The following is a 24,727-nucleotide window of genomic DNA, read 5'->3' on the forward strand; positions in this document are numbered from 1 at the left end:
CAAGTATGGAAACTCCTATTTTATTTCCCATCTCATCTGATGAATATTGGCAAAAGCTATCCGAGGTAATGGATCGGTTACTAACCGAGAAACTGAACCATGGCAGTTACCCGACCACGCCGCCAGGAATGACCGCCCGCCCCCTCCTGACCATCAAAGAGGTTTGCGATCTGTTTCAGATCACCAAACCTACGGTTTATGAATGGACACGGCACGGAAAGCTGAAACCCTACAAGGTGAGGGCAAGGGTCTATTTCCTGATGAGCGACATCGAAAGCCTCTTAAAGGGAAGCATTTCTCAGTCTGAAAAGAGCGAGCGGTGATTTCGTAGCGCGAAAATCCCGCCGCCGTATTTCGCCAATTACTAATTTTAAAAATTCAGCGCATGTCTAGTCAATCAAAGAAGAATACCGGAAGACCGACCAAACCCATCAAACGAGAGAAGCCGATGGGAATCCGACTGACGCTTAGTGAACGTTTCATCATCACCCAGAAGGCTGAGCGCGCAGGTATGACCCTAACCGCCTATCTCCGACACATGGCCATCAATGGAAAAGTGACTGCCCGGCCAGGTGAAGAGGACCGGAACATTGCCAAGCAATTGATCAAAATGACCGCGGAAATCCACCAGCTTGTAGAGATCGCCGACAAACAAGGAATGCTAAAGGCCACCCTTCAATTCGAGGGCTTGCGCTCTAGAATTGACAACCTCATCGACCAATTTAACCATGATAAGTAAGGTACTTCCCGCCGCCCGATCCTTCCGGTCCTGCTGCCAATATGTGTGTCAGGACCGGAATCGGGCCAAGGTATTAAAGGCCGAAGGGGTACGGGGCCATGACCACAAAAAGATGGCCGACGATTTCGAAAACCAGCGGTCCTTGCGTCCGGGTAAACGACAGGCTGTCTTCCACAGCGTCCTTAGTTCCTATCCTGGAGAAAGGGTTTCTGACAAGAAAATGGTCGGTATCGCGGAGCAATATCTGACCCGAATCGGCATGGTCAATACCCAATATGTTATCGCCAAACACACCGACAAGGAGCACTTGCACATGCATGTCATCGCCAACCGGGTCGACAACGAGGGTCGCTCTATCGCCGAAGGCTGGCTCGGTCTGCGAGCAAAAAAGGTGGCACAGGAGCTCACCCGCGAACACAATTTAAAGGCCGTTCGAACGAAAGATCTGGCCCTTACACACAAGGAATTCTTGCAGCCGGCGGAGGCCAAGCGATACCAGATTTACGACGCGATAGTCGAAAATTTGCCAAAGAGCAAGGATCTAACTGACCTGGAGGTGAGGCTTCTAAAACGTGGAATCGACATCCTATATAAGCTTAACCAGCAGACCCAGGAGCCGGAGGGCATCAGTTTCCGACTCGAAAAACAATGCTATAAAGGCAGCCAAATCGACCGGGAATTCTCGCTTTTCGGACTCGAGCGTCATTTTGAAACCAAGCGTCTGGCGCTCGAACAGGAGCAGCAATATGGTCTCGGTTATTCCCAATCACATGGTAAGTCCCGGTAAACAAAATCTTTTTCATCTATGAGCGAAGTACTTTGGGATACGGTAGTCAGGGCGGTCGAAGCTCTTGAAAAGAAGACCGCCGGTTTGCAGAACCAGGTCAATAGCCTTCCCGATCACACCGTTTCTCTAAAAAATATCGATGACCGCCTGGGAACAGCGGAAGCCGAAATAAAAGAGCTGCCTAATAAGATTTTTATGCCGCTCCCCCAGATCATTTCGTTAACGAGGGTCCTGCAGACGCATTCCCAACTTCTCAGCATGCCCGTGAAGACTGAAGTCCGCCATGAGCATCATCTGAGTAAGCCCATTGCGGCTTGCATGGTAATGTTCCTGATCATCAACGGCCTCCTTTTGTGGCTATATTACGCTTGGTCCGAGGCAGATCAGCACCGTGAAAACGATATGAAATACCGATACCTAAAGGTTTTTCAGTCACCTAATGGCCAAAAATACCTTCACCAATTGGATAGCCTATACACCTCGAATCCGGACCAGTTCCGCAAAGTGGTCATGAACCAGGAGAAAATCCAACTCGATAGTTTCGAAGACTTCAAGCAGATGCAAGAAAAACGGCAAGAAATAAAGGATTTGCAAGAAAAATGGAGCCGCCAGCCCGGAGGGAAATCCAATTGATCGCATATCATCGCTCTGTCAGTTTCTCCCAGCTTCCCTTTGGAAACTTGATTCGAGCTACTCATCCAACGAAGAAAATTGCCAGAAATGTAGACTGGAAAAAGCCTTCCAAAAGTTAATAGGGTGCAATATGGCCTAAATTCCGTCTTGTATACCAGGGAGGCGGTCCCGCAGCGTGACAGGCTGGTCCAGGATGTCATCTTCAACGGCTCGTCTCGAAGAAGGAGATATCTTTTGTCGTTTCCAGCAATATGGCGCCATTGGGAGCGGATATTTCACAAGGAGATCGGAAGTCGGTTGGATTTATTTAAAAAAAAGGATCCCAGCCAAAAATCCCGGTGTTTTTACGGTGGGCTACCCCGCGAAATGTTTGTAGATTACGCATGCTTCGGCAAAAAAAAGGCTCGTTTACGAAAAAATGAAAAGAATTATCCAAAGATGGTTGGCCAGGCTCAGAAACCTTTTTTGTCGAAAAAAAGCAAATCCAAAGGGAATTCCGATGACAAAAAAATTACAAGGCGCCGTTCTGGTGATCGGCTCGCTGTACTGGGAAAATGAACAAAATGCCATCGAGCTCGAAAAAGGGAGGGCTCGGCAAGCCTGGCGGGACGAGCATTTGCGTCTCGACTTGAAAATGCCTGTGGGGTGCCCTATCAGGTACGGAAGAGTCTCAACAAAGCGTTTTAATACCTATACAATGGTTTTTGCGGGCGATGTCGCTGCATTGGGAACAGGGCTTGTCCTACCCTTGCGGCATTCGATCGAAGGGCCATCTTGGTTGATGGACATTTTTAAAGAGGCATTGGAATTGAGCCGGGCATAGGGTATCGATAACGCCTCATCCCGAAGGCTATACAATAGCTGGGGAGCAGTAGCGCTGGCTATTTCTCCCGCCTTCGAAACTCAGCACTCGGAGCCGGCAGCTCGCTTAAAGGAAGAGTGGAGCAGGCTTCACCGGGAATTTGACAACCAGCCATTCCCCTTGGGCGGAGAAATGTACGCCATTACGCCCGAAGGTTTTTTACAGGTAGCATTGGATTGGCAAGAGATGCCAGCAGAAACTGATTTCCTGTTAACGACGGTGACTGCCCCGTCTGGATCGTTGCCGCCAGAGCCGCGAACGATCTACCGGGCGATGGAGCAAGCGACCCCTGCGTATTATACTTACTTTCTGCAAAATATTCAAAATGGTATTGGCACCTTCCAGGACGAGGAAATCGAGCAGTTGCTTCCAACTTATCTCCGTCCCGGGCTTCAGTTATTGCGTAAACGGATCGTCTTCGAACACTACTCTCAAACGGAGGGGGAACGGTATTTCAGAGCTGATCTGTTACGCTTATTAGGGGCAAAGATATATGCACCTTCGTTTGAAGCCTTAGCGTATGAAACACTTTTATTGTTGAATTACGACCGGCAAATCGCGGAATGGCTGGCAGAGGGCGGTCAGGGTCGCGTATACCAAATGCTGGTTGCCCGGCACGACGATTTTTTTTCGGATTACGGAATCTTCTCTACAAAGCATCCCGATCCGGCGGTTGCCTTTATTAACAGCTTTCTGAATTTCGTCAAACTACCGTTCGACGAGAAAAAAGACCTCGAATCTCTAGTTCATGCTGATTTGAAAAAAAGGAGCCAGCAAGTTCTTTTCTATGAATCGCTCGGGACCATTAAGGTTTTTCTCAAAAGACCGGCCGAGCCCAAATCGCAAGAAGGACGGATGATTTTTGATTTTTACATGCGAAATGTCACTGAACAGCAAAAGATCCTCCACCACTTAGTTTTTCAGCTGCCTGCTCGGATTACCGCCAAGTGCAATGAGGTTTTTGATACATCAATAGCGGCACAACTCCAACGCGACTATCTAGACAGACCCTATCTAACGGCCTTGCCTTTCAATACAACTGGATATTTTGATCACCGGTTCATTGACCTCTCGAGGCACCGGTTGTATGACATCGATCTTCCCCTGGCCCAGGCCAACGCCTTATGGAGTCTATATGCTACAAACAAACCGGCGTTTTATAAAGAACTTTTTATCTACCGGTCGCCGGCGGAAGCATTTGACGAGATAAAACACTCCTTTGCCTTCCACCCGTCCATTCTGGGCAAACGACTACCCATTGCGGCGGAATTAAAGACCCTATTTGATCAGAGTCAGTGGCATGGCTTCTTTGCGCTGGCCTTATCCCAAATCGAAGGGTTGTTTTCGGAAATGGCATCCGCCATTCAGCCAGACCAAAAATATACCGGGCTTCCCTCTAAGGTTGCCGGCGTTCGAGCGGAATATGAGCGGGCGCAAAATTATCTAGACTATTTCCAGTATTATATACCCGCTTTACGCAACAATTTTATGCATTATGGTTATGAAGAGGTGGATGAGTGGAAATGCTACGACCTTCTTTTCGATATTCGATTCCTGGCACTCATGTTTGAAGAGATAAAAACGCCGCTCATCCAAGTCAATAAGTTGATCAATCAACGCAATCTTATTGTATTTTCGGATATAGACGGGTTCAATTTGTATTTCAGGTTGATCGGCCTCGTTAAAGTGAACGGCCAATACTCCCAGATCCAAGCCCGGGTGACGGAATTCGAAGAAAACTTTTTGGCAGACCAAATTTCACTTTTCTTTGTGGCCGATATTGCCCAAAAATGGAAAGAGGTCTATGAGGATTGGTCACAGCAGGTTTTCGATTTGTCCGAAGCGTTGGGAAAACCTGTCCGGTTGCATTTGCTCACCAAAAAAGATATCCTGGACAATACCGACAATCTCAAGCCTTACCTGGAAAAAGCCTTGGCGGAATATTATTTCACCACCTATGCATCATTATTTTCCATCTATTTATTCATGAAAGACGTTTTTTCTGAAGTGCCCCATCTATCCGCTGAAGCAAAAAATGCCCTCGAGAACTTCGAGAATCATTGCAAGGGAGAGTTTGAGATTGTGGAAGCCATTGAAACGGCGTGTAAAGATGCGTTAACACTTCTGCGATCCGAATGAAAGTCTTTCAGTTCCCGTATTGGCCACAAAGTTTATTGAACACTTTTCATGATTCCTCTTCTACTCATAACGAATCAACTCAGCACGCGGGCATGCCGAAAACAGTTATAACCTATTTTGGTAACATTCAATCAAATAGATCAAAGAACTTCAGCAGATCGTCATTGTAATTTGCTTGCCGCCTCATAAAGGCGTTTGGCGTATTCAAAAGAGACCAACTTTACCCAATTCTTGTTAACAAGGGCGAGCCAAATGAGAAGCACCAATAGCAAGCCGATAGCGGCATACATAAAAGTGGGGGGGAAATCTAGTGGATCGAATGAATGTCTCCTTCCCGCGCTGGCGCCGTAGACTGCACCACCGGTCAAAAACAAGACGACAACGGCAGGCCCTTTAAGTCCCAGCATGTTGCGGCGGAACCCATAGTTCATCAACTCGCGGAAGACAAGTGGATTCTCTTTTGTATCTCGGGTATTCATCCTCGCATAGTCTGACCACGCTTCGTAGATCGTGTCTGCGTGAGCCGGATCATTTTGCTCGATAGTTACCGTTGGCGGAACGTCGACCGGACGCAATCGCTGCAATTTTTCGTGTAAAGCGGCCTTCGTGAGAACGTTGATTGTCTTATCGCGCCACCTTAAGACCTGGATTGACGGCATACCTCCCCACTCTAGCCATAAGGCAGGTTCCAATTTCTTCCCTCTATCTCTGCCAACCTGTGCCATGAAAAAGGGAAGGATCGTGGGGAACACCGATCCTAAGGCTACAGGAAGAAAGCTTTTTAATTCGATCGAAAAGATGCCCGCGACAAAGAACACGGGAACAAAGATCAGCATCATCGGCGCATACCGGGCCTTGTACTCATATTTAGTTAACATGCTTGCTGTTTTAATAAATAAATGGCAACACAGATTTTGGAGTAACAATGGTTAAAAATACAGGTAAGGGAGTCGTCAAATCCTTGTATTCCGCTTTAAATCGGGCGACTGCAGTTTCGTCTGTCGGGCTCATTGCTTCCGGACCACACGGATGGCTATGCCACTCGCCGATGTAGCCGATCTGGCCGCCTGTTCTTGCAACAACCTCGTCGATGCTCTCGGGTAACCCCTCTTTGCCCCTTAGAAAGCATACCAGATTGCTGCGGCTGTCTGGCGGTGCGTCGATCAAACCGGCCACATGAATCACGCGGGTTTTATGATTGGCAACGCCCAACAAGACACCTCCGGTTTCCCTCGGAAAGGCCTTCTTCATCTGGTCTTTCATCTTCTGTAAGATGCCCGAGGCGTAGCGCACCTGCCACTGCTTGTCATTCACACATTCCACTACATCGAGTGGCTTCACGATCAACTGGTCACTCTTCGATTGAAAAAAGGGAGTATCCGCCAGCTGATTGAGAAATATCTTTCCTTCTTCCCCTTGAAGGAAGTGGGTTTCCGCTTTCAGGAGGCCACTTAACAGCCCGCCATGGATGTCAATCCGATCGTTGGCCAGGATCGTCGTCTCGCAAGAACAGCCGAGTCCGGTTGCGAAACTCGTTGCTTTGGGGGTTGAGGATGCCTCCCTGTGCAACCAAGCCGAAATGTCCCGGTTCGTTCGGCCGGCCACAAATAACGCCACTTGGAGATCATCCACCCTTGGATTCCGTTCTTTCCCTTCGAACATCAGGATACCCAGGTTACCAAAATCGGAGATCAGGCCTCTTGCAATCCGAGGGCTGACGGCAACACTGGCTTGAACGAGCTCGTTCATGAACCTGGAGCTCGCTGTGAAGTCCAGGATCCACTCGTAGGGTTGCTTTTCCATATCCTGCCGTCGAATGACGTCCATTTCAGTCGCGCCGGCCTTCAAGCTATCTCCCTGACGATACAAAAAATAAAGCTCTTGCAGTAATGCCGAAGTCTTTTGCTTCCCGGTGTGCAACGGAGAAAGGGGCAAGCGGGTGAAATTATGCGGTGCCAATGAATCGCCGTCCGCATAGGTAAATTTCATGTCGCCACTTTTGGCCAGGTGAAGTGCGATCCGCATCCCGACCGCGCCCAGCCCTACCATCAGCGATTGGTTCGTCAAATTGGCCATAGAACCGGAAATTTCCCTTGCCTTCACCGCAGTCAGTGGCTGCTCGTGTTTTTTAAATGCCATCGGGGTGTCGTCTTTGATGCCGTCCTTCGTAACGTCACCCTGTTTCCATTCCATGTGGAAATTCATAAGTTCCAGGTCGGTGAGGAAGCCAATAAGCGGCGCCGGCCTTTTGATGGCGACAACGAAAGGTGTTTGCTCCAATGAGAGAAGGGAGTTAAACCACTCGATCCTACCTTCGAATTGCCGGACATCCACTCCGTATTGCTCGAAGTAGGTTCTGAACGCGCCCCAGGTACGAGGCAGGTCGATGTCATAGTGTTTGTAGGCAGCATCATCCCGCGCCCAAAGCAAAAACCCGAGTCGCAGGGTCCGGCGGGTTGGATCTTTACTGTCCTTTTGTTCCTCCACTTGAATCTTTTGGGCCACGCTTGATGCGGTGACGTTATCATGCAGCACTTCCAGGAACCGAAAATGATGTCCGTCTTCTATTGATACATGCTCAAAAAGCGCCATCGAAAAGCCATGCCCTTCAAGAATTGGCGTCTTTGCCACAATGATATCCGCAAGCTCGGAATAGTCATACGTCATCTTTCCACTGTAGTTCTCCAGCCGAAGCGGTTCAAACTGTCCTCCGTCGGCGACGAGATCGCCGGTCGCTGCATCCTGCAACCAGTTCGCCGTCCGAATCACGACATCTTTCATTTGCTTGCCGGCGTACCATTCGTCGAAATCCTCACGCACTAGGCAAAAAGCCGGCGGCCGTTCACCCTGGGGCACATAGAGATGTCCGAGGGTCTTTCGAGGAAAGTCCAGTCGATCGGGATAGATTCTTGGGCCCGTCATGGGGTACAGGCGCGGGAAAAGGACCATCAGGATCGGCTCCTCTGCTCTTATGTCGATGTCTTGGAATGTTCCCAATGAAGGAAGATTCACCTTTACTGTCAGCGGAATCGCTACCACGTTACAGCCCCACTCCAGCAGGTCCAATTCCATCATCCCCAAGAATTCCTTGAGATTATTCAACGAATGAATAAGGTCAGGATTGGCAATCTCCTGACCGTACTTCGTCAACCGGTCGCTGTACTTACCTGCTGCCATACCCCGATGTTTTGTTCACAGTAGACGTTGCGCCGGTCGCTGCGGCTGCAGCGTTCCCCTCCTCTTTTTTGGCTATCACGGGTCCTTGCTGGGTCACCTCGAAAGCGATCGGTTGCGGGGTTTTGCCTTTTTTGCCATACTTCGCTGTCTCCAGGACATTCTCCGCCTTGAATGCCTTCACGTACTCCTGGTACGCCCGGTAATGAGGAGGGTTGTCATTATTATCTTTGATCTCTTTACAGGAAGCGACGATCTTTGCGGTTCCGCGTTTGTACTTCAGAGCTTCTAGCGACGACTTAGCCGGCCCATCGTCCTTGTCGGAATCACCGCCAAAAAAAGTCCAGCTGCAATGGTGAGGTGCCATGAACACATCGAATTCCAAGGCATGCTCTTTTTTCTCATTGCCATGCTTCTTCGTCTTTTCAATAATCGTCTTCCAGGCTTCATAATTGGAGTCCCCGCCGAACATGATCAGCGCAGCAAAGCCATCTTTAGACGCTGTGTTGTGGAAACGAGCCTGGAAAACAAGGCTGACCCTGTTCTTATCCACTTCCTCGTCCTTTAGGTCCTTTTGGTAGGGGGAATGGATGAAAATGGAAAAAAGAGTTAGATCCCGATCGTTGAATCGTTTGATAACGTCCCCGGGGAAGAAACGGACCAGGTCATCGATATCGTCGAGCTTTTCATGCCCGTTGTCGCCGATGACAACGATCCGGTTACCGGCATCCTTCCGGTTGCCCTTTTTTTCGCAATGTAGATTTATGCGGCGTCTTGCTTCTTTGTTGAAACACCGCTCGTCATCATTGGTGGCGGTACCCATAACCATTGGCGAGAACCACAGGACCTCCACCAGAATCTCGTTGTTATCCTTGTTCACCTGTTTATAGCTTGCTGGATCACCCTGGTAGAAATTATCCTTGAAACCGTGCAAGTGATCGTCGTCGCCATGGGTGAGGATGTAGACGTCCACATACGGGACGTCCTTGATCCCGTTATGGGTTTTTCTTTTGAGGATTTTGAGCAAATCCGCCTGAACGTCGAATTCTTCCGCGATCTTGCCACCTTTGCTCGATTTTCTGATATTACAGTCGACGAGGAGATTCGTCGTTGAACCTTTTTCATCGATGGAAATGATCGTCATATCTCCATTATCTACTGGATAGTATTTTATTTGTGAAGCCATAAAATGTTAAATTGAAAAATTAATCAATCCGCCTTGTCTACCGATTGTGTAGGCTCATGCTACTAAAGTTAGAAATACGCAATACGGATCATCCCGTATCCATCGGACTTAAGAAATAGGTTTCCCTTTCCATAATCGTATCAATTATAGTTAAACAATACCCTCAATATTTTTCGGAGTAGAGAGTTACATAGCCGGATGATGGGGAGAGAGCGCGGCTTAAGAGATCGTCAGGCGATGACGAATTAAAAGTTGGTAATTATTGACCAACCCTTATCTTTGAGATTGGATAGCACGCCGGGAACTGCTCATCAACAAGCGGTTTCCCCTCGGCCCTGACAGTTTTGCAAGAACTGACGGGGCCTTTCTCTTAATTATTAGTCGTCATAGTCATTTCTTCATTTTTCGCTTTTTTATGGTCTTGGTCAAAGTCTTCGGTGGCTGAGCGGGCGCCTCCGATCTTTTCAATTCCCTTTTCTTCCTTATCAGATCGTTCAGATCAACCGAAGGAAGCATATAACGTCCAAACGGCGCATTGGCAGTAAATCCTGCAATCACCCCGCGAAGGTTGTTGAGTGCCATATACACGGTGGAGTATCCCTCCATGCTGCGTTTTTCATCGGCAGTGATCGAGCTAGTATCTCCGAACTGAAAGATCGTTGCCACCTGTGCCGAGATTCTGTATCCAGGCAGTGGGTTTGCCCCGCAGTTTATCTCCACCGACATTGTCACCTGAAAATATTCGTGCTCTAAGCCGGAAAAATCAAGATCCAATTCATACTGATCAAAGTACATAGTCGGATTGATATGCCTATCAGCCTCTTTTTTGGGCGTCACCACTTCAAAGTCCATCTGCAGCACTGAGAAGTCCAATATCTTCAAAACAGAGCGAACTGGTACCATTATGCGGTCTGTTTTTCAGGCTGTACTTCATTATCTGCTTCAGCCAAATTTTTCAACAACTCATCGGTCGAATCTTTTCCACGCCCTGGTACCGCATAACAATACACCCTACCTGGATCGGAATCCCGAAGCCTTTTGAGCGTATTTTCCAACATTTGGATGCGGGACAGATCATCCTGCACTTCCTTTTCTTTGCATAAGGAAAAGGCAAAGATCATGTTCATCGCCTCTTCGAACCGAGCCATGAACGCTGTGTTAATCTGCTTATTACCACGAAACAGCTGAGTGATATAACTGGGTGAAGTATTGACCATTTTGGCCAAATCCTTCATTTTGATGTTCTGCTCTTCGCAAACTTTTTCAACTTCACTCAAGATGCGAAAAGAGATCATCTGCGCCCGATGCTCCAATTTCTCTCCGGTGTCGGAAAAAGAAAACAATTGCTCAAACTCGGGCGCTACTTTAAAGTTTCTCGATTTCGTATTCATATTGCCCTATTTTTTCGATTAATGGAATCTCCTTTTTTGTCACCTTCTGGGACTTCTTCTTTTCATAGAGGTGCGCTGCCACAATAATGAAAACCCCCTCTTTGGTCCGCTGTTCTTTACAATAGATCCGATCATTCTCCTGCCCCTTGAAAAACTTCATTGCCGTTACCCCCTTGGACTTATCATTTATTTCTTCCTTGTCATACAACTTGTGGTTGACATGTCCCCCCAGTAACAACTCCACAATGTGCCGCCATTTCTTCAGATGTCGTTCCGAACTGGTGAGATAAGCGAGTATCTCTTTCTTATTAATCTTGTCAATGCAAATGTGCCGCCTTCCGTCGTTCGAGGTAGCCACGATATTGCATTGTCTTTTCAAAATTAAGCTATTGGTTAATATTTTCAAAATTAAGCTATAGCTTAATTTTGTCCAAATTTATTATATTTTTGTCCCAGATGAGCATATTTTACGAAAATACTCATAAATACAGGTCAGGAATTTCAAAGTTATGCATCAAATTTGACTAGACGAGAATTCCCCCCTATATTCAGGACCTGAAAATCAGCAACATGCTACAAAGCTTTTCTGTGGAGAATTACTTGTCCTTTCGGGAAAAAGCGGTGTTGACCTTAATGCCTGATGCACTGAAAGAGTACCCCGAATATCTCCATATTCCGATTCACTACGATATGAATTTCAGGCTTTTAAAGTCATCTGCTATTTATGGCCACAACTCCCATGGGAAAAGCAATCTCATCAAATCCTTTCTTTTTTTTCAACAGCTCATTCTGCGTTCGAGCTATCCAACTCCTAGTGAAACCTTGGATGTTGATCATTTCAAGCTTAACATTGCGACGGCAGAAAAACCCAGTGAATTCGAGATTATTTTTTTCCTCAACAAAACCAAATACCGATATGGTTTTCGGCTAACAGCCAACCGGATCGTTGAAGAATGGCTTTATTACGCTCAAGTGAGGGTCCGGGATAACTATCTTTTTCACAGATTTGAACAGGAGACGAAGGTCAGCAAGGTCTGGCAAAAGGACGTAGGTCAATTCGTCGATCGCTCCATCCATTTCACCCAAAAGCACCAACTCTTACTTTCTTCCTTTATCACTGCCAAGATCATCCCTTCACCCATTGATGAGATTGCCAGTTGGTTCAAAGGCAACGTTGTACTTACAGATGTTTCCGATGAGCAATATCTCAGTCGTGCTTTGATGATCCTTTCTGTCAATAACTATCGTCCAATGATCCAAATGCTCATTGACAGAGCGGATCTTGGATTCGCCAGCATTCAAAATAAGATCGACAGTCTTACCATGAAAAAACTGGCCGTAGACGAAGAGATTTTGAAGATGTGGTACCAAGTGGAGCTAAAGGATTTCAGTTTATATACCAGACATATCTTCTATGATCCGAGTCACAAAGCGATCGACTCAGTCTATTTTGACTTTTTAAAAAGTGAATCAGCCGGTACACTTCGCTTCCTAATCGTTGCCTGCTTTCTCGCTTACGCTATCAAACAAGGTCAACTCATTTTCATTGACGAGATCGACTCCAAATTTCATTCTGATTTGTTGCAGTTATTAATTCAGTTCTTCAATGATCCAGCCGTCAATGTTTCCGGCTCGCAGCTGATCTTTACCACACACAATACGATCCTGTTGAACAATATTCTGAGGCGAGACCAAATCTTACTGGTCGAAAAAAATGAATTCGGAGAATCTTCTATTCGAAGAGCTCATCGTGCTGATAACCCTATTCGCCTTGATTCATCCATCGAAAAGGAATACCGCAAAGGCAAACTAGGCGGAGTTTCCAATAAATTGAAAAAGGACAACAACCAAGGTAGTTTTGATTTCTAAGGCATTCTAAAACGTCTCCCTCCACCCCCTTCGGCAAGAACACGTGCCATGCCGAAGGCCATCTGCTTGCGGTGCAGTGGCTCCTCGCAGATCGCCTTCGCCCGGAAGGCAACATACGCACTTCATTGCGTCGCCGGAGGCGTGCGTATGTTGCTTCCGGGTCCGCAGTCTGGCACGGTTCTTTCGCTTCAGGGGCCTCCGGTCGGGCAGCTCCCGTGGCCGCGCCGATCAGGCGCTGCGATCGCATTCGCTGCGGGGTCTGTAGTACGCTTCGCTCCTCAGCCCTCCTCGCTCACGCGAACACAGTACGCTTCGCCGCCTCATCTGCCGCGTCCACCCGCTGCCTCATTTCGTCCGCCCCCTGCCGGTGCCCGGCAGCTTGTCTGATGATTTGGCCTCCGCCCCGCTCCGGCCGAACAACCAAGGCCGACCGCGGGTAGCTGCGCGCCGCCCTCCCCAGGGGTCGGGCTTCCCCGCGCAGCACTACCGGACACGTGGCGGTGGCGGTCCCGTCTCGTCCGCTTCGTCGTACCTCCTCGCTCCCGTCCCGGGCTCGCACAGGTACTTCGACCAGAGGTTTTATTCCTATAGAATATGCTGCCGCCGGCGATCGACGGCGGAAGACTTCCGGACTAAAGTTCGCCGTTGGCACCTCCGCGGGGACAAGATGCGAGTAAAGTTTGCGGCATCTTGTCCCCGCGGAGGCCAGTTTCCGCCTGCTCCCTCGACTGGAGGGATTGAAAATTACCCCGCAAAGTTCGGCTCCTGGCCGGCCTCGCCAAGGAACTATTGATATGCTCTTTTTTAGCGGTCGTCTCTACATTTATTCGCTGAAATCGTTTGAAAGCTTGTTGAATTACAGAGAACGGATGATCTCGGACGCTGAGGATCTTTACGATGAGGTGGAGCAACTGGGTATTTTTACAAATATGGACATCCTTCGAACACGGGTAGGAAATAATCGTCGATATCTCCGAAAGATTGCCGTCATACAAAGTTTAGGCTATTACCGCGATAAAGACTTTCTGAAGAGGTTGCACCAAATTAACGAAGCTAAAGGATGGAATATTCAGTTCGACAATGGCCAGATCACATTCACCGAGGATACAATCGACACTGTTTTGACCGTTTTACAGAATAAGCGGCTACACTCAGAATTAACTCACCAGGATTTTGACGTTCCGAGCGCGACGCAAGTACCATAATACTTTAAGGTAAGGACAATTTTAAAAACCTGGCAGATTTCACGGCAAAAAAGGACGCCAATCAAGTCTGTCGACGGTTATTTAATTCAATAAGAATCAAATACTTGAAAAAATTTTACATCGACATTTGTTTCGTTTATTTCGTTTATGTAACTTTATTTAATAAAAATCAGTAAGATGGAAGCCATAATGGAAAAGACAACAAAAGAAGATCAGCGCATTGCAAGGACTTCTGTCGATAGGCTCAGAAAAGCTTCGAAAAAACTTAGTCAACGTGGAGATTACACGGAAATTACGCTTCAACATAGTGATCAACCCTTGCGCCTGCCCAATAAAGCTATTAGTCTGTTAAGCACTATCATCTCAAATATGGCAGCTGGCAAATCGATGGCCATTATTTTATCTGACTCCTCCGTTGGAACGCAGGAAGCCGCGGACTATTTGGATGTATCCCGGCCCCATGTCGTTCGCCTGCTGGAAAAGGGAGAAATTCCATTTTCTAAAGCAGGAACTCATCGGCGCATCAAGGTAAGTGATTTAGTAGCGTATCAAAAGAGAATGAAAGCCACCCGCAGAAAGCAGCTGAATTTCCTCGCTCAACAGGCGCAGGAACTCGGCCTGGGGTATTCTAATGAGTAGATCCCCGATCCTTACAGCACTATTAGATGCCAATGTACTTTATCCTGCACCACTGAGGGATTATATTCTTCATCTGGCCAGCCTTGGGGTGTATGTCCCGTTATGGACAGCCGCCATTCAGGAGGAATGGATCAGAAATCTCCTCAAAGCAAGGCCGGATATTCCGAGAACTGCCTTGGAGGCCACGCAGCGATCAATGGACAAGGCTTTCCCCGCCTCCAACATTACGGGTTATGAATCGCATATCGCCGAAATTTACCTTCCTGATCCCAACGACAGGCACGTCCTGGCCGCAGCCATCAAAGCACAAGCCCAATTGATCGTAACGGCCAATTTAAAGGACTTTCCGTCAAGCGCACTGGCCCCTTATTCCATGCGTGTAGAGCACCCCGATATGTTTGTGTCGGCCTGCATCGATCGGGAAAAACAAAAAGCAATCAAGGCCCTTGAAAACCAGATAAAGGCACTAAAAAACCCAGCTTTACCCCGAGAAAAAGTGTTGAAGAATTTGGAAGCGACCGGATTGATCAAAAGCTCTGCCAAATTGAGGTCATACTATCAATCATAAATCCCTACTTTTACTCCGCAAACTCACCTGGTGTATTCCCCGGTGAACTACGAACTCAAAGCTCTTTAAAACACAAGCTAGGCAAGGCTTCCAAGATATGGCTTGAATCCTGACGGGGTCACTTAAACGAAGGATTACAATTGTAATCCTTTTTTCATTTTACTCCTTAGCATCTGGGCAATAGAATAGTGATCTAATAACTCATGGATGTCCCAAAAGTCCTTTTCCGGCCACCTCATGCCCCCTGGGAGGCGGGTCTACTGCACTCCAATCCCAATTGGACATAATTATCGCCGGGCCATTTTGCTGTTTAGTATATTTTCTATCTCCTCATCTCCGTATAATCGCCTCATCTCCGCCTTTTCCTGGTCATTTCCTCTTTCCCAGACCCGCTCGATGACCGCTCTTTTTTGTCGCTTCCAGTCGATCTTTTTAATATCTGTATCCCAAAAAAGCGCCGGGCGAAGAAGACTCAAATCAGGCTTGAAGGATTTCTCTTGTTTACGTTTCTCCTCCTTTATCTCATAAAATATCTGCAAGGTCATAAAATAACCTTCTTCAATACCCAGTGCATTTTCGATACGTAAAGCCAAAGAGGTATTCATTCCGCGTTTACCTTTAGTGATCGCTGAAATCGTTTGGGGAAATTCGTGAATAGACAAGGCAAAAGGCCCCTTGGCTAATCCCCTTTTTTTCAGCTCGCGTTCCAGCACGATGCCCGGGTGAATACCTTTCAATATTTCAGTTGAAGCATTCATTTGCATACAAAAATAAACAAATTTGCTTACATAAATATGCTTATTATCTTTGAACTTGGTTAATCTTTAAGTAAATCATTGTTTATTAATTATTTGGGGAAATTCAACCCTAGCAAGCAACCAAAAATCGCGTCAATTTTGAAGGTATATTTGACAGTTTTCAAGGGCTTTTCCCACCCTCTCGTCATTACGTCCATGGGTAAATTTCACCCATTGCGTGGGTAAATTTCAACCATCGGCCGGATTGGATCTCCCCGGCTATTCTATACCTCATCGGGTATAAAATTCCAATTTTGCCAGCAATTATACCCGACCGGGTATAATGCAAAGCTATCCAATCTCATAGATCAAGCTGCCCTCAATGGCCTCGATTTGCCTTCGCCGATTAATCCACTTTGCTGGGCATCGGGTTACGCCCAGTTAATCGCCTTTCCGCTTATGCAAGTCCCCCAGGAGTTAGTTGATACACCCTGTGCCGGGTCAAATTGATAAAATCTGGACAAAACATCTACCACCGTCATCAACAATAATCAGCCTATGAACTTGCAAAATTGGCTAAATTTAATCAAATAATAGAAGAATGAAGAAGTTTGTGAGCGAATGGATGGAGGGAAAAGGGAATATGCGAGCCTGCATTCGAACATTGACAAATTGGGTATGCCCCACTGAAGAAGAAACCAAACTACAACTGCTGAACTACTGCTCGAATTCATGCCATCCATCTCCTGTTACCAATGGCCGGATTTTAGTGATTGCCTCTGTGAGGCGGGCGCTATGGCCGGGACAGTCGCCTGGCCGCTGAAGATAAGACAACAAGGGCCCATTTTACCCCTATGGAGATTTTGATCAAATTACCTGATCTGATTGAACCCACTGCCCTTACCATAGCCGCGCCTTACCATGTATATCTCGCCATTTTCAAGCATCCTCTTAAGCTCTTTTTTCGCATACAAACTGGTGTCATCTTTTACAAAATGATCTTCACCGGTCATAGTATTGACAAAATAATTGTACTCCAAACTACTATGAATAGCCGCCACCGTGTCGCCCTTGACTTCCGCCAGCCGCAGGAAATAATAGGTCGTTCGCAAAGCTCCAGGCTCCCTAACCGTATAAACATCGCCCACCGCGGGAATTGCCACATATTCGGCATTATGCCTCTTATTATTGCTATCCCAATAGAACCAGTAAGCTGCAATACACGCGGCCAGAATTAAAGCCGAAAAAAGCCAGACAGGGGTCTTTGCCCGTTTCTCATATTTCCTGACCAAATTCTCGGATCTGGTATCGTCGCCACAATTCAAACACCGGACTTCGAATCTCCTTTTGCCAATTGGAAAAACAGGGATATAACAAAGATGAAAATAAGGGACATAGACACTCACCTCCCGTTCGAAAGCTTTGCAAGGATAACAAATGGTCTCCTTATCCGTATATTTCGCGATCCTGGCGGTCCTTCTACCAAAAATAAACAGCATTGAGTTGGCCTTTGGGATGATATTTATTCTATTATTTTCAAGATTTCGTCGCCTCAAACCCATACCGTATCGCCTCCTCGAGCACATCGAGGTCAACATCCTTTAGCCCCTTGAACTTAATGCAATACCCGGTCACGCTCGCCTTTCCCAGCTTTTTCCCATATGTCTGGGTTAAATAGGCCTTATCCTTTAACCCCATAACATAGACAGATATCCCAGTCGTGTTTGCACTCAAACCAATTTGATAAAATTGTCTGCTCGTCCCATCAGCATAATTAATGGTGTAAGCTCCATATCCAATGTTGGGGTTGGAAACGATTTTACCTTCGCTGTTCTTACCATCCAGGAACCATAACTTGCCTGCCGGTAAGATCTTACGTATGCGCCCGTGCAGCTCCTGCATGTCATTGCGCTTGGGCTCAGGCTGGCTCGCAATATAGTTTTTGATCTCCTCTTGTACGCTCATATAACAGCGAATCTCGCTTTATTTATTGATAAACGGTCAGGCCAGTTTCTGCTATTCGCTACATTTATTGTCTAATCAATCTTTTAATGCCAAAAACCATAAAAATGCAGCTGGCAAAAGGCATCCTCGTCCTTTGCCTCGCCCCTCTATTGTCCCAAGCCCAAAAAATGGACTTCGAAGACTACGATCCCAAGTCCACACTGGTCGTTCCAACGCATCCTGTCACCCAGGCAAAATATCCATTCATCGACATCCATAATCATCAATGGAGCATGCCCGGCCAAAACCTCAGTGAACCGGTCACTGAGAAAGATAAGCTCAATATGGGGATCATGAATAACTTGAGCGGACAGAGGTACAAAGATGTGAACGGCTTCTTTGACGTGCAGGATACCACCTACGTCAAACGAGCGCAGTCCAATATCCGGTCGAATTATCCGACCCGCTTCATTCAATTCACCAATATCTCCTTTAACCATTTTGGGCAAAAAGGTTGGACGGAACATGCGCTGGCGGAGTTGGAGGCGGACGTGCGAAATGGAGCAAAAGGATTGAATATATTCAAAGATCTGGGAAAAATGCGGGTCGCTTCACATTCCCGTATTGATCCATTCCGCCGACCCTCCCTCTTTTTGGGACCCGATGGATAAATACAACGAACGTCGGCTGGAACTGAAGACCCACCCCGACAGGAAGAGAGGCAACACCAATCCTGCCCCCTGGAAGACGATCATCGAGGAACAACATCATCTATTCAGGACTGGCCCTCCCCGACGAGGTGTTGAAAAAAGTATATTATAAATGCGCCCTGCGGATCGTTCCCGGACTGGACAAATCAGCGTTCCCGCAATAGACAAGGTCAATTTCACCGATCCGGCGAACACTTCCTGTTTCTTTTTTGTTGGCCCATTGATCAAACCAGCAGATATGGAAAAGACAGGATCAGTGGACTTCGAACAGAAAAGCTATGAGATGCCGCCCAAAACCGGGATCTCCATCGCGCACTTCCTCACCGTCGCCGACATCGACTGGTCGGCCCGCTTCTACGAAAAGGTTTTTGATGGCCGCATTCTGAGCAAAGGTGACAGCAGCGGCGCGCCCGCATACCTTCAGATCGCCAATACCTGGCTCATCGTCAACGTCGGAGGCGGGCCAACACCCGACAAGCCGACGGTCACGCTCACCACCCCCGATCCCGACAGGATCAATAGCTTCATGAATATCCGGGTCGCCGATATCCAGGCCTGTTACGAACTATGGAAAAGCAGGGGCGCCGAATTCATCACCGAGCCGATCCCCAAGTACGGCGAGATCCGCTGCTACATCCGCGATCCGGACGGCTATATTATCGAGGTCGGTCAAAGCACCGACGTCATCTACGGTTAACCCGCAGGCCAGCTGTGATAAACGAACTTATTCTTGACTCGATCCGGGTGTACCTTTGCCCTGCAATGAACAAACCTGCATTAGTAATAGTCACCGGTAGACCGGCCTCCGGCAAAACCACCCTGGCTCACCTGCTCGCAAACGAATTGCGATGCCCGCTGATATCCCGCGACGAGTTGAAAGAAGGATACGTAAATACCCTGGGTGCACCACACCATCAACTCGACGATTCCGCCGCCTGGCATATTTATGAAACGTTTTTTGCCGTCATCGAACTGCTGCTCGCAAAGAACATTTCAATCGTCGTCGAAGCGGCATTCCAGGATAGACTGTGGAAGCAAAGGCTGCCGGCGCTGGCCGCTAAGACAAGCGTCAAAGTGATCATCTGCAACCTGCCGTTCGATCTCGCAAGACAACGATTTATTCAAAGGCGTTCGTCAGACGCCGGAAGAGAAAAATTTCATGGCGACGAGTCCTTTGCCAAAACATACGAACCACTAAGTATGAATGTACCGACATTAGAAGTTGACACGACTCAAGATTATCGCCCGAACATGCGGAACATCATCGATTTCCTACTGGGAAACAACGGGATTTAGTTTATCTTTAGAGTAAATCTATCGCCATCCAACGTATTGCCGCCATATTGACCCTGATCACAGGGGGAATTCTTCTATTCGTCTCCTGCTTCCATAGCGACAGCGGCCCAAAAACAACTGCCGCCGGTGCTAAAATCAGCTATAATTTCGACATCCGGCCCATCCTCTCCGACAAATGCTTCAAGTGCCACGGCCCGGATGCCAATCACCGGGAAGCACATCTAAGACTCGACATCGCCGACAGCGCCTATGCACCGCTGCACAATACGAAAGGCGCCTATGCGATCGTCCCCGGCAAGCCGGAACAGTCCGAGCTGCTCAAGCGAGTCTCATCACCCGATGCGGGCTACCAGATGCCGCCGACCGACTCCCATCTTGGTTCGCTCACCCCACAGGAAGTCGGTCTATTCGAGAAATGGATCCGCCAGGGGGCGCATTATGAGCGGCACTGGGCCTTCACTCCACCCGTCAAAGCACCGCTCCCCGCCGTAAAGGATATAAAGTGGCCCCGGAACGAGATCGACTACTTCGTTCTCGCAAAGCTGGAACAGATGAACCTCCAGCCGAACGAAGAGGCCGACAAAGAACGCCTGCTGAAACGCCTCAGCCTCGACCTCACCGGCCTTCCCCCCACCCTGCCACAGATGGATGACTTCCTCGCCGACAACAGCCCAACCGCCTACGAAAAACAGGTGGATGCTTTACTGGCCACCCCACAATATGGTGAAAAAATGGCGGTCCACTGGATGGACGTGGCCCGCTACGCGGACAGCTACGGCTACCAGGATGATAATATCCGCACGCAGTGGCCATGGCGCGACTGGGTCATCCATGCCTTCAACGAGAATCTGCCCTACGATCAATTCCTCGTCGACCAGATCGCCGGCGACATGCTCCCCAATGCAACCAAAGAGCAGATCCTGGCCACCGCTTTCTTCCGCAATCACAAATACACCGAAGAAGGCGGCGTAGTGCCGGAAGAATACCGGGTCGAATACCTCGTGGACAAGACCCGCACCTATGGAAAGGGAATCCTCGGCCTTACCGTGGAATGCGCCCAATGCCATGACCACAAGTACGATCCCTTCTCCCAAAAAGAATACTACTCCCTCCTCGCCTTCTTCAACAATACGAAAGAAGTAGGCTATGAAGGCGACGTCGGCGTCTCCAGGCCGGCAAAGATGCCGATCCTGACCTTTAATGACTCCGACGTTCATACGACCCTCTCCTTTATCAACAAAAAAGATACCGGCACGATGATGGTTTCGGTGATGGGCGAACGGGATACGTTCCGGACCACCTACCTGCTCTCCCGCGGCCGTTATGATGCGCCGGCCGAGCCGGTAAAGCCCACCGCGCTGAAGGCCGTCATGCCCTACGACACCACGAAATTCCCACGTAACCGGCTTGGCCTTGCCAAATGGACGGTCAGCCCGCAAAATCCGCTGACCGCGAGGGTATTCGTAAACCAGCTATGGCAGGAATTCTTCGGCCGTGGCATCGTCAAAAGCGCGGGCGACTTCGGAATGCAGGGCGACCTTCCGACGAATCCACAACTGCTGGACTGGCTCGCAAAAGACTTCATGGAACACGGCTGGGACATCAAAAGGCTGGTAAAGCAGTTCGTTCTGTCTGCCGCCTATCGCCAATCCGCAAAGACAAGTCCCGAAAAACAGGAGAAAGACCCCGAGAACGCCTACCTCGCACGAGGCCCCCGCATGCGGATAACAGCGGAATTCGTGCGCGATCTCGTCCTGTCGAGCAGCGGCCTGCTCGTGAAGACCATCGGCGGGCCCAGCGTAAAACCCTATCAGCCCCCGGGTCTCTGGGAGTCCGCCACCTCGGGCCGGGGCGTACTCGCGACCTACCGCCAGGACCATCATGACAGCCTCTACCGCCGGGGATTGTACACCTTCATCAAATTGACCGTGCCTCCGCCGGGCATGGGCCTGTTCGATGCCAGCAACCGCGACCAGTGTGAGGTCCGCCGCGGAAGGACCAACACTCCTCTGCAAGCCCTGGCCATGCTGAACGACCCCACGGTCCTCGAGGCCGCCCGGGTGCTCGCCGAAAAGCTCGAAGCCGGGAACAGCAACGCCGACGAAAAGATCGTGAAAGCCTTCCGCCTCATCCTCTGCCGGAAGCCCACCGACAAAGAACAACAAAGCATCAAACAATATTATCTCGATCAGCTCGCCGCATTCCGGCAGAACCCTAAAGACGCCGAAAAAACACTGGCCGTCGGCGAATACCCGCAAACCGCCGGCATCGACCGGGTAAGCAGCGCGGCGCTGATGCGGGTGATCGACACCTTTTACAACCTGGAGGAGGCCATCACAAAGACCTGACATGACCATGGAAAAAGAATTATTGGACCGCCATTTACATTTCAACCGCCGCCGTTTTCTCAAAGGCCTCGGCTTTGGCATCGGCGGTATCGCCCTGGGTTCCCTACTCATCCCCGACCTCTTCGGCAAACACGAAGAAGAGACGGCGGCGCTCGGTCTTCCCCATTTTGCCCCAAAGGCCAAACGCATCATCTACCTTTTCCAGAACGGCGCACCCTCGCAGCTGGACCTGTTCGATTATAAACCGCTGCTCAATAAAATGCAGGGAGAAGACCTGCCCGCGTCAATCCGCAACGGTCAGCGTCTCACCGGTATGACCGCCAACCAAACAAAATTTCCGCTCGCCGGCTCGGTCTTCCAATTCGGCCAATACGGCCAGGCCCGCGCCTGGATCAGCGAGCTGATGCCCTATACCGCAAAGGCCGCAGATGACCTCTGCTTTGTCAAAAGCATGTATACCGAAGCCATCAACCATGACCCGGCACTGACTTTTATGCAAACCGGCGCACAGCAAGGCAACCGGCCCAGCATGGGCGCCTGGCTCAGCTATGGCCTTGGAAGCGAGAACAAGAATCTCCCCGCCTTCTGCGTCCTCCTGTCCAAAGGCAAGGGCAACGGGCAAGGCGTCTACTCCAAGCTCTGGTCCAACGGCTTCCTCGACTCCATCCACCAGGGCGTTCAGTTCAGCAATGGAGAGAACCCCGTACTCTACCTCGCCGATCCCGATGGAATGGATCGGGCTTCCAGGCGAAAAATGCTGGATGAAGTAGCCGCCCTCAACGCAGACTCCTATAAAGAGTTCGGCGATCCCGAGATCAATACCAAGATCCAGCAATATGAAATGGCCTACCGGATGCAGACGGCCGTGCCGGAGATCACCGATCTCAGCAAAGAACCCGAAGACATCATCAAGCTCTACGGTCCCGAATGTCTCGTCCCCGGCTCCTTTGCCGCCAACTGCCTGCTCGCAAGAAAACTTTCGGAGAGCGGCGTCCGTTTTGTACAACTTTACCACCAGGGATGGGACGGTCATAACAATCTCCCGGGCGAAATAAAAGGCCAGTGCAAAGACGTCGACCAGGCCTCGGCCGCGTTGGTGCAGGACCTCAAGCAGCGGGGCCTGCTCGACGAGACCCTCGTCATCTGGGGCGGCGAATTCGGCCGAACCAACTACTGCCAGGGTAAGCTCAGCGTGGAGAACTATGGCCGCGATCATCACCCCCGGTGCTTCACCATCTGGATGGCCGGTGGCGGCATCCGGCCCGGGGTCTATGGGGAAACCGACGACTTCGGTTATAACATCGCCCGGGACCCGGTCCACGTTCACGATTTCCACGCCACCGTCCTTCATCTCATGGGACTCGATCATGAAAAACTGACCTTCAAACACCAGGGTCGCCGTTACCGGCTCACCGATGTCGCCGGCAAGGTCATCGACGGACTCATCGCCTGAACAACAAAAAAAATACTCATGCAACGCAGAAAATTTATCCGGAATTCCTTTCTCGCCGCCGGCAGCGTCACACTGACAAAGGACCTGTTCAAAAAACCCTATCAGAGATCCTACGGCTACAACGGCATGTTGTATACCCTGGACACCGCCTGGAGCAAAGCCGACACCCAGAAGTATCCCGTCAATGACTGCCATGAGATGGTACAGGACAAAAAGGGAAGGATCTTATTGTTGACCAATGAAACGCATAACAACGTCCTCATCTATGATACCAACGGCCGGCTGATGGACAGCTGGGGACATGATTTCCCCGGAGCCCATGGACTCACGCTGCATGATGAGAACGGCACCGAATTCCTCTATATCACGGATACCGTCCGCCACCAGGTGTACAAGACCACCATGGACGGTAAGGTGCTGCTGACCATCGACGCCCCGCTGGACGCGGGCATCTATAAGGAGGAGAAAGAGTTTGTGCCGACCGAGACCGCCATCGATGCCAATGGCGACATCTTCATCGCCGATGGCTACGGCGCACAATACATCCTCCACTATGACAAGACCGGGAAGCTGATCAGGTATTTCGGCGGCCGCGGACAAGGCGACGAACACTTCGACAATGCCCACGGCATCTGCTGGGATACCCGCCGAAAGGACCAAACGCTGCTCATCACCGACCGCACCCGCAACTGTTTCAAACACTTCTCGAAGGAGGGAAAGCTCCTCGAGGTCATCGCCCTCCCCGGCGCCTGTGTCTGCCGGCCGGTGATCCATAAGGATCACCTGTATGCCGCAGTATTGCGATCGCCCGACCTCAACGCGGAAGGGACCGGCTTCGTGACGATCATCGATAAAGACAATAAGGTCGTCAGCAATATCGGCGGCAGCGAACCGCAATACCAGGACGGCCGCCTGCAACCCATGCACCAAACCGACAAAATATTCGTTCATCCCCATGACGTCTGCGTGGACAGGGACGAGAATCTCTATGTGGCGCAATGGGCGTCCGGGAAGGTATACCCCTATAAATTAAAGCGAGTTTGATCC

At 49.4% G+C, this 24,727-nt stretch carries 25 protein-coding genes; 16 read left to right on the forward strand and 9 right to left on the reverse strand.

From position 1 onward, the window contains the following. Nucleotides 1-5: 5 nt before the first annotated feature. The 6 genes from VHE34_RS16835 to VHE34_RS16860 all read left to right on the forward strand — a co-directional run bounded on the left by VHE34_RS16835 (nt 6) and on the right by VHE34_RS16860 (nt 5,160). The gene (locus VHE34_RS16835) at nt 6-323 is read left to right on the forward strand and encodes a helix-turn-helix domain-containing protein (protein WP_325590013.1); all 318 of its coding nucleotides are present in this window, start codon (nt 6-8) and stop codon (nt 321-323) included. A gap of 62 nt (nt 324-385) precedes the next feature. After that, nucleotides 386-739 carry a plasmid mobilization protein gene (locus VHE34_RS16840; protein ID WP_325590014.1) on the forward strand — a complete coding sequence of 118 codons (354 nt, stop codon included), beginning with the start codon at nt 386-388 and terminating at the stop codon, nt 737-739. Next, a complete protein-coding gene (locus VHE34_RS16845; RefSeq protein ID WP_325590015.1) occupies nt 729-1,526 on the forward strand; it encodes a relaxase/mobilization nuclease domain-containing protein in 798 nt (265 codons plus the stop codon). Before VHE34_RS16840 ends, VHE34_RS16845 begins: the two co-directional genes overlap by 11 nt. An 18-nt stretch (nt 1,527-1,544) precedes the next feature. Continuing rightward, on the forward strand, nt 1,545-2,159 hold the full coding sequence (locus VHE34_RS16850) for a hypothetical protein (protein ID WP_325590016.1): 615 nt from the start codon (nt 1,545-1,547) through the stop codon (nt 2,157-2,159). Nucleotides 2,160-2,577: 418 nt separating this feature from the next. Continuing rightward, nucleotides 2,578-2,982: a hypothetical protein gene (locus tag VHE34_RS16855; protein WP_325590017.1), complete on the forward strand. Its 405-nt coding sequence runs from the start codon at nt 2,578-2,580 to the stop codon at nt 2,980-2,982. Between the two features lie 171 nt (nt 2,983-3,153). Next, nucleotides 3,154-5,160, forward strand: a complete 2,007-nt coding sequence (locus VHE34_RS16860) for a hypothetical protein (RefSeq protein WP_325590018.1) — start codon at nt 3,154-3,156, stop codon at nt 5,158-5,160. A gap of 161 nt (nt 5,161-5,321) precedes the next feature. On the opposite strand, the gene VHE34_RS16865 is transcribed toward VHE34_RS16860, so the two are convergent. The 6 genes from VHE34_RS16865 to VHE34_RS16890 all read right to left on the reverse strand — a co-directional run bounded on the left by VHE34_RS16865 (nt 5,322) and on the right by VHE34_RS16890 (nt 11,290). Beyond that, on the reverse strand, nt 5,322-6,038 hold the full coding sequence (locus VHE34_RS16865; RefSeq protein WP_325590019.1) for a hypothetical protein: 717 nt from the start codon (nt 6,036-6,038) through the stop codon (nt 5,322-5,324). Nucleotides 6,039-6,048: 10 nt separating this feature from the next. Next, complete coding sequence (locus VHE34_RS16870) at nt 6,049-8,337, reverse strand: Mov34/MPN/PAD-1 family protein (RefSeq protein WP_325590020.1); 2,289 nt, start codon at nt 8,335-8,337, stop codon at nt 6,049-6,051. Beyond that, nucleotides 8,324-9,520, reverse strand: coding sequence for a hypothetical protein (locus VHE34_RS16875; protein WP_325590021.1), 1,197 nt, complete (start codon nt 9,518-9,520; stop codon nt 8,324-8,326). Before VHE34_RS16875 ends, VHE34_RS16870 begins: the two co-directional genes overlap by 14 nt. A 390-nt stretch (nt 9,521-9,910) precedes the next feature. Next, a complete protein-coding gene (locus VHE34_RS16880; protein ID WP_325590022.1) occupies nt 9,911-10,423 on the reverse strand; it encodes a hypothetical protein in 513 nt (170 codons plus the stop codon). Next, complete coding sequence (locus VHE34_RS16885; protein ID WP_325590023.1) at nt 10,423-10,911, reverse strand: helix-turn-helix transcriptional regulator; 489 nt, start codon at nt 10,909-10,911, stop codon at nt 10,423-10,425. The genes VHE34_RS16880 and VHE34_RS16885 overlap by 1 nt, the downstream gene beginning before the upstream one ends. Next, nucleotides 10,886-11,290: a hypothetical protein gene (locus tag VHE34_RS16890; RefSeq protein WP_325590024.1), complete on the reverse strand. Its 405-nt coding sequence runs from the start codon at nt 11,288-11,290 to the stop codon at nt 10,886-10,888. Before VHE34_RS16890 ends, VHE34_RS16885 begins: the two co-directional genes overlap by 26 nt. Before the next feature lie 191 nt (nt 11,291-11,481). On the opposite strand from VHE34_RS16890, the gene VHE34_RS16895 reads away from it, so the two are divergent. The 4 genes from VHE34_RS16895 (at nt 11,482) to VHE34_RS16910 (ending at nt 15,192) form a co-directional block, all read left to right on the forward strand. Then, the gene (locus VHE34_RS16895; RefSeq protein WP_325590025.1) at nt 11,482-12,780 is read left to right on the forward strand and encodes an ATP-binding protein; all 1,299 of its coding nucleotides are present in this window, start codon (nt 11,482-11,484) and stop codon (nt 12,778-12,780) included. A gap of 680 nt (nt 12,781-13,460) precedes the next feature. Next, complete coding sequence (locus VHE34_RS16900) at nt 13,461-13,985, forward strand: Kiwa anti-phage protein KwaB-like domain-containing protein (protein ID WP_325590026.1); 525 nt, start codon at nt 13,461-13,463, stop codon at nt 13,983-13,985. Between the two features lie 177 nt (nt 13,986-14,162). Beyond that, on the forward strand, nt 14,163-14,624 hold the full coding sequence (locus tag VHE34_RS16905) for a helix-turn-helix domain-containing protein (protein ID WP_325590027.1): 462 nt from the start codon (nt 14,163-14,165) through the stop codon (nt 14,622-14,624). Next, on the forward strand, nt 14,617-15,192 hold the full coding sequence (locus VHE34_RS16910; RefSeq protein WP_325590028.1) for a PIN domain-containing protein: 576 nt from the start codon (nt 14,617-14,619) through the stop codon (nt 15,190-15,192). The genes VHE34_RS16905 and VHE34_RS16910 overlap by 8 nt, the downstream gene beginning before the upstream one ends. A gap of 287 nt (nt 15,193-15,479) precedes the next feature. Here VHE34_RS16910 and VHE34_RS16915 read toward each other — a convergent pair whose 3' ends face one another. From VHE34_RS16915 to VHE34_RS16925, 3 genes are all read right to left on the reverse strand, one after another. Then, nucleotides 15,480-15,956, reverse strand: coding sequence for a helix-turn-helix transcriptional regulator (locus VHE34_RS16915; RefSeq protein ID WP_325590029.1), 477 nt, complete (start codon nt 15,954-15,956; stop codon nt 15,480-15,482). An 845-nt stretch (nt 15,957-16,801) separates the two neighbouring features. Beyond that, a complete protein-coding gene (locus VHE34_RS16920; protein ID WP_325590030.1) occupies nt 16,802-17,221 on the reverse strand; it encodes a hypothetical protein in 420 nt (139 codons plus the stop codon). A 244-nt stretch (nt 17,222-17,465) separates the two neighbouring features. After that, nucleotides 17,466-17,894, reverse strand: a complete 429-nt coding sequence (locus VHE34_RS16925; protein WP_325590031.1) for a DUF1801 domain-containing protein — start codon at nt 17,892-17,894, stop codon at nt 17,466-17,468. Between the two features lie 86 nt (nt 17,895-17,980). Between VHE34_RS16925 and VHE34_RS16930 the strand changes: the two genes are divergently transcribed. The 6 genes from VHE34_RS16930 (at nt 17,981) to VHE34_RS16955 (ending at nt 24,724) form a co-directional block, all read left to right on the forward strand. Next, the gene (locus tag VHE34_RS16930) at nt 17,981-18,544 is read left to right on the forward strand and encodes a hypothetical protein (RefSeq protein ID WP_325590032.1); all 564 of its coding nucleotides are present in this window, start codon (nt 17,981-17,983) and stop codon (nt 18,542-18,544) included. Nucleotides 18,545-18,821: 277 nt separating this feature from the next. After that, on the forward strand, nt 18,822-19,280 hold the full coding sequence (locus tag VHE34_RS16935; RefSeq protein WP_325590033.1) for a VOC family protein: 459 nt from the start codon (nt 18,822-18,824) through the stop codon (nt 19,278-19,280). 65 nt (nt 19,281-19,345) lie between these two features. Further along, the gene (locus VHE34_RS16940) at nt 19,346-19,879 is read left to right on the forward strand and encodes an AAA family ATPase (protein ID WP_325590034.1); all 534 of its coding nucleotides are present in this window, start codon (nt 19,346-19,348) and stop codon (nt 19,877-19,879) included. Nucleotides 19,880-19,926: 47 nt separating this feature from the next. Beyond that, nucleotides 19,927-22,227 carry a PSD1 and planctomycete cytochrome C domain-containing protein gene (locus VHE34_RS16945; protein ID WP_325590035.1) on the forward strand — a complete coding sequence of 767 codons (2,301 nt, stop codon included), beginning with the start codon at nt 19,927-19,929 and terminating at the stop codon, nt 22,225-22,227. Nucleotide 22,228: 1 nt separating this feature from the next. Further along, a complete protein-coding gene (locus VHE34_RS16950; protein ID WP_325590036.1) occupies nt 22,229-23,680 on the forward strand; it encodes a DUF1501 domain-containing protein in 1,452 nt (483 codons plus the stop codon). An 18-nt stretch (nt 23,681-23,698) separates the two neighbouring features. After that, nucleotides 23,699-24,724: a 6-bladed beta-propeller gene (locus VHE34_RS16955; RefSeq protein WP_325590037.1), complete on the forward strand. Its 1,026-nt coding sequence runs from the start codon at nt 23,699-23,701 to the stop codon at nt 24,722-24,724. Nucleotides 24,725-24,727 lie beyond the last annotated feature (3 nt).

Source organism: Puia sp. (assembly GCF_035546395.1).
Lineage (GTDB): Bacteria > Bacteroidota > Bacteroidia > Chitinophagales > Chitinophagaceae > Puia.

Coding starts and splice junctions, on each gene's coding strand:
- VHE34_RS16940 (WP_325590034.1), top strand. CDS start 19,346: ATGAACAAACCTGCATTAGTAATAGTCACCGGTAGACCGGCCTCCGGC.
- VHE34_RS16885 (WP_325590023.1), bottom strand. CDS start 10,911: ATGAATACGAAATCGAGAAACTTTAAAGTAGCGCCCGAGTTTGAGCAA.
- VHE34_RS16925 (WP_325590031.1), bottom strand. CDS start 17,894: ATGAGCGTACAAGAGGAGATCAAAAACTATATTGCGAGCCAGCCTGAG.
- VHE34_RS16850 (WP_325590016.1), top strand. CDS start 1,545: ATGAGCGAAGTACTTTGGGATACGGTAGTCAGGGCGGTCGAAGCTCTT.
- VHE34_RS16905 (WP_325590027.1), top strand. CDS start 14,163: ATGGAAGCCATAATGGAAAAGACAACAAAAGAAGATCAGCGCATTGCA.
- VHE34_RS16875 (WP_325590021.1), bottom strand. CDS start 9,520: ATGGCTTCACAAATAAAATACTATCCAGTAGATAATGGAGATATGACG.
- VHE34_RS16930 (WP_325590032.1), top strand. CDS start 17,981: ATGCCAAAAACCATAAAAATGCAGCTGGCAAAAGGCATCCTCGTCCTT.
- VHE34_RS16935 (WP_325590033.1), top strand. CDS start 18,822: ATGGAAAAGACAGGATCAGTGGACTTCGAACAGAAAAGCTATGAGATG.
- VHE34_RS16835 (WP_325590013.1), top strand. CDS start 6: ATGGAAACTCCTATTTTATTTCCCATCTCATCTGATGAATATTGGCAA.
- VHE34_RS16950 (WP_325590036.1), top strand. CDS start 22,229: ATGACCATGGAAAAAGAATTATTGGACCGCCATTTACATTTCAACCGC.
- VHE34_RS16955 (WP_325590037.1), top strand. CDS start 23,699: ATGCAACGCAGAAAATTTATCCGGAATTCCTTTCTCGCCGCCGGCAGC.
- VHE34_RS16865 (WP_325590019.1), bottom strand. CDS start 6,038: ATGTTAACTAAATATGAGTACAAGGCCCGGTATGCGCCGATGATGCTG.
- VHE34_RS16915 (WP_325590029.1), bottom strand. CDS start 15,956: ATGCAAATGAATGCTTCAACTGAAATATTGAAAGGTATTCACCCGGGC.
- VHE34_RS16895 (WP_325590025.1), top strand. CDS start 11,482: ATGCTACAAAGCTTTTCTGTGGAGAATTACTTGTCCTTTCGGGAAAAA.
- VHE34_RS16840 (WP_325590014.1), top strand. CDS start 386: ATGTCTAGTCAATCAAAGAAGAATACCGGAAGACCGACCAAACCCATC.
- VHE34_RS16880 (WP_325590022.1), bottom strand. CDS start 10,423: ATGGTACCAGTTCGCTCTGTTTTGAAGATATTGGACTTCTCAGTGCTG.
- VHE34_RS16870 (WP_325590020.1), bottom strand. CDS start 8,337: ATGGCAGCAGGTAAGTACAGCGACCGGTTGACGAAGTACGGTCAGGAG.
- VHE34_RS16910 (WP_325590028.1), top strand. CDS start 14,617: ATGAGTAGATCCCCGATCCTTACAGCACTATTAGATGCCAATGTACTT.
- VHE34_RS16845 (WP_325590015.1), top strand. CDS start 729: ATGATAAGTAAGGTACTTCCCGCCGCCCGATCCTTCCGGTCCTGCTGC.
- VHE34_RS16860 (WP_325590018.1), top strand. CDS start 3,154: ATGTACGCCATTACGCCCGAAGGTTTTTTACAGGTAGCATTGGATTGG.
- VHE34_RS16855 (WP_325590017.1), top strand. CDS start 2,578: ATGAAAAGAATTATCCAAAGATGGTTGGCCAGGCTCAGAAACCTTTTT.